Here is a 3,917-nt window from a genome sequence, read left to right as displayed (position 1 = left end):
TTTCCAACGTTCAGAACGTACTGCGCTCACTGGACCTGTTCTCCATCTTGAATTCGGATACCCCGGAAAATGCCAGTACAATGCTTCGCGATTTAGGGAGTTATCCGGATTCTCCAATAACGGAGTCAGGCTAACCCCATCCAGCTGATAGCCTTCGGGGTTTTCAAGCCCTGCCAATTCAAGATAGGTTGGATATAAGTCGATGCCAATCACCGGCTCATCGGATGTTGTTCCAGGCTGTATGACGCCCGGCCATCGAATAATCAGGGGAGTACGTATTCCCCCTTCATAATAGGTGGTTTTTCCTCCTTTGTATGGAGCGTTGTCTGTAACACCCGATGAAAGCATATGATCAGCTTCCGGTCTGTCTTCTATAAATTCATATCCGCCTAGTCCTCCATTGTCCGACATAAAAACAACTACGGTGTTCTGGGCAATGCCGAGTTCGTCTAACGTATTCAGGACTTTCCCAATATTGGCATCAAGACTCTCTATCATCGCGGCATAGGTGGCATTATGATGTCCTCTGTCGGGGTCCTTTTGTTGATATTTTTTTACCAACTGTTCTGGTGCCTGAAGAGGCCAGTGAGGTGTATAATAAGAGAGGTTCAGGTAGAATGGACCATCCTTGTTCCCAGTGATATAGTCAATGGCTTTTCGGGTGAGATAATCGGTCAGGTATTCTCCATTTTGCGAATCATCAATTAATGGATTATTGTCAGGCTCAAAATAACCGCCATCCCATTCTCCTGGATTACCATCTCCGCTTCCACCAATATTAACCTGGTATCCCTGCTGTTGAGGTCCATATTCTGGTGGCCTGCCCACATGCCATTTACCAACAAATGCCGTTGAATAACCCGCCTGCTGCAACATCTCTGCGTCTGTTATTTTCTCAAGTGGAAGCTCATCTGCGTTCTCTGCGGATACCATCTCTCCCGGTTCCCTTCTCCCGGCGCCGGGTCTTCCAACATGATAGATTGGCTGGTTTGGAAAATATTGACCACTCAGTAACGCTGCTCTTGTGGGTGCACAATTGGCTGCATTTGTATAGGCCTGGAGGAATTTCATCCCCTCCTTCGCCAGCTTGTCAATATTCGGAGTTTCGTAAAAAGATCGCTCCAACGGGTCGAATGAATTGATATCCGAGATGCCCAAGTCGTCAGCTAAAATGAAAATAATATTTGGCTTTTCCTGGTTTGGCGTTTGGGCCTTTAACACCATCAACGGTGAACAAACGAGAAGAAGACAGATGGTGTATAAAATTCGAAAATAAGACATGGTACCCGTCAATAATTTCTACCGGTTTATATGGCCTTTCCAAACTCTCAACTCGTCATTCTGAGGGCGTTGTACTCCCGCCTGCGAGGTCAGTGCCCCTGCAAAGCAGAAGGGTCTGCAAAGCTCCCTTATACTTCAGTTACTTCAATTTTAAAGCAACATTCAAGAACATTTTTGTCCCAGATATGACATTAATCTGTGCCTGTCCGATGATATAAATGGGCTGGCTGAACGGCTTGTCGGGAAAATTCCGGCCCACTCCACTGTAGCTGAAGAGTGGGAGTTCGTTTCTCTTCCGACTGTGCATAGATAAGTTGAACGGGATGATATCCTTCTTCCAACCGGATTTCAGAAGTAGTAACCGAACCCGGATCATAACCTTTGTCGGCATCGATTACTGTTGCCCCGTGGATACGCAGCACAGCCCCCTGGTCTGTCTGGAGGGAAAATGTATATACTCCAGTCTCGGGCACTTCAAGCAGGCCGGCGTATTCCAGGACAATATGTTCCTCACGGGTTTGCACTCCGAGGTCAAATCCCTCGGTAATGCCGCTTTGCTCAGGGGATTGTTCCAGCGTAGATACATCAGGTACCCAAGGCGTGGTCGCCTCAAATACCCGGTAGCGGAGACCTGGTTGTATATCCTCAGGGACATTCAGGGCAGGTACCGGCTCCTCATCATACGGTCGTTTGGCGGACGAATCAGGGCGACGGAGCTGCAGGACTCTGTCCTTCATGCGTTGTTGCAGGAGTTCCATCTGCTCACTGCTGCCGGCAAGGTTACTGGTCTCTCCGGGATCTTGCCGCGTATCATAAATGCGGAAGTCATCCTCTGCCGATTGAATGTCATAGCGGACCCCTTTATACCCATCCAGGTAGAGCACCTGCATCTGCCCACGCTGTTGCCCCCGGTGGGATGCGTGAAACTCCTCATAATCGGGGGTTTGTCCGTCCTGGCTATACTCGATATAAACCTCTCCGGCATGTTGCCCGCGTTCACCGGTAAGCACCGGCAGCAGGGAAACGCCGTCGGTCCGGGCGGGCGCCGGCAGTCCGGCCATTTCTGCGAACGTCGGCAGCCAGTCGTGGAAACCGCTGGGTGAATCATTAGTTGCACCGCCGGGCACTTTGCCGGGCCAGTATACAATTGTGGGAACCCGAATACCTCCTTCCCAGGTATCGCGTTTAATCCCGTCTAAAGGTCCAAAACTGTCAAAAAAAGTAGGATCATAATCACCGTAGCCATAGGATTCTTTGTGTGGACCATTGTCGGAGGTAAAAACAATCATGGTATTCTCATGTATATCCAGATCTTTGAGAAGCTGGGTAATATCACCCACACCGTTGTCAATACGGCGAACCATGCTGGCAAAACGTTGCTGCGGGCCGGGCCAGTCCCGGCCGGCATAATCGGGATGAATGTAGGTATCGATGCTGTCCCCGACCGTATTAATGTAGTTGCCTTCCTCACCAATTAGCTGCACGCCCCCGTCAAGTCCTCCTCCCTCAGGATAGGGGGTGGAAGCCACTTCCAGGCCCGCATGCGGAGTATCATAGGCCAGGTACAGGAAAAAAGGCTGATCCTTCTGCTCTTGGTCAGTAATCCATTTTTTGGCGGCGGCCGTAAACAGATCAGTGGTATACACGCCCCTGAGCTGATCGGAGATCTCCTCATTGCCCGCGTATAGTTCAACCTTGGGTCGCTCCCTGACCTCGTGAGCCGGGTAGTGGTTGTGGCCGTCCCGGTGACGAACATACCCAAAAAAATGATCGAATCCCCGCTTTGTTGGATAGGCCTGCCAGCTTTCCGGGGAATCGCCCTCCAGGCCCTGCAGTCCGTACTTGCCTACTATGCCTGTGGCATAGCCGGCTTCTTTCAGTACTGAAGCCAGCGTATGGTTATCAGAGAGCGCCTTGTCAAACTGGTTGTCGCGCACATTGGCATGGCCCTGGTGGACCCCCTGCAGCAGGGACGCTCGCGAGGGTGCACACACCGGTGCGCCCACATAGTGACGGGTCAGCTTCATTCCTACACTAGCCATGTTGTCAAGGTGCGGTGTCTTATGGTGAGGCTCGCCCTCTTCCCCTCGCTGATTCTGGTATAAGGCTCCAATATCACCGTACCCGAGATCATCGGTGAGAATAAATATAATGTTGGGCAGCTCTTGGTTTCCCACAGGCTGTTGTTGGGATTCCGACTGGCATGCAGAGAGAACCGAGAATATAATGATTAGATTGAATAAGTAGAGAGACTTATGCATGAATTTACATTCCAAATTACAATATTAATTAATGCTTAGCAGATACTGATATTTCTTTTCTTCTCTTTCCCAACTATTTAAATAAAAGAGTAGAGATTTATTTCTTTTACACCAAATCTATTCAAAACTATCGGCTTTAATATAGGCATCGATGACTGCCTGTTCGCCTTCCTTACCTTCACGGGCGTTGCCGTGCTCCATGCCCAGGATGCCGTCGTAGCCCTTGTCATGGATGTATTTGAAGACGTTCCGGTAGTTGATCTCCCCGGTATAGGGCTCGTTGCGGCCCGGCACGTCCCCCTGCTGGATGTAGGCGATCTCGTCCCAGCACAGCTCCATGTTGTGGATCAGGCGTCCCTCATTTTTCTGCATGTG

Annotated in this window: 2 protein-coding genes and 1 pseudogene; all 3 read right to left on the bottom strand. The window is 50.2% G+C overall.

The window, feature by feature from the left end; translation table 11 throughout:
* On the bottom strand, nt 1-1,281 hold a 1,281-nt coding region (locus ACG2E4_RS18165; RefSeq protein WP_395277476.1), incomplete at its 3' end, for a sulfatase.
* A gap of 191 nt (nt 1,282-1,472) precedes the next feature.
* The gene (locus ACG2E4_RS18160; RefSeq protein WP_395277475.1) at nt 1,473-3,458 is read right to left on the bottom strand and encodes a sulfatase-like hydrolase/transferase; all 1,986 of its coding nucleotides are present in this window, start codon (nt 3,456-3,458) and stop codon (nt 1,473-1,475) included.
* Between the two features lie 201 nt (nt 3,459-3,659).
* Nucleotides 3,660-3,917, bottom strand: a pseudogene (locus ACG2E4_RS18155) (xylose isomerase); the annotation flags it as partial.

It is taken from the genome of Halalkalibaculum sp. DA384, from assembly GCF_043951955.1.
GTDB lineage: Bacteria > Bacteroidota > Rhodothermia > Balneolales > Balneolaceae > JAMQKA01.
Note: the sequence above shows the minus strand (reverse complement) of the source record. Positions and strands in the feature narration are given on the sequence as shown.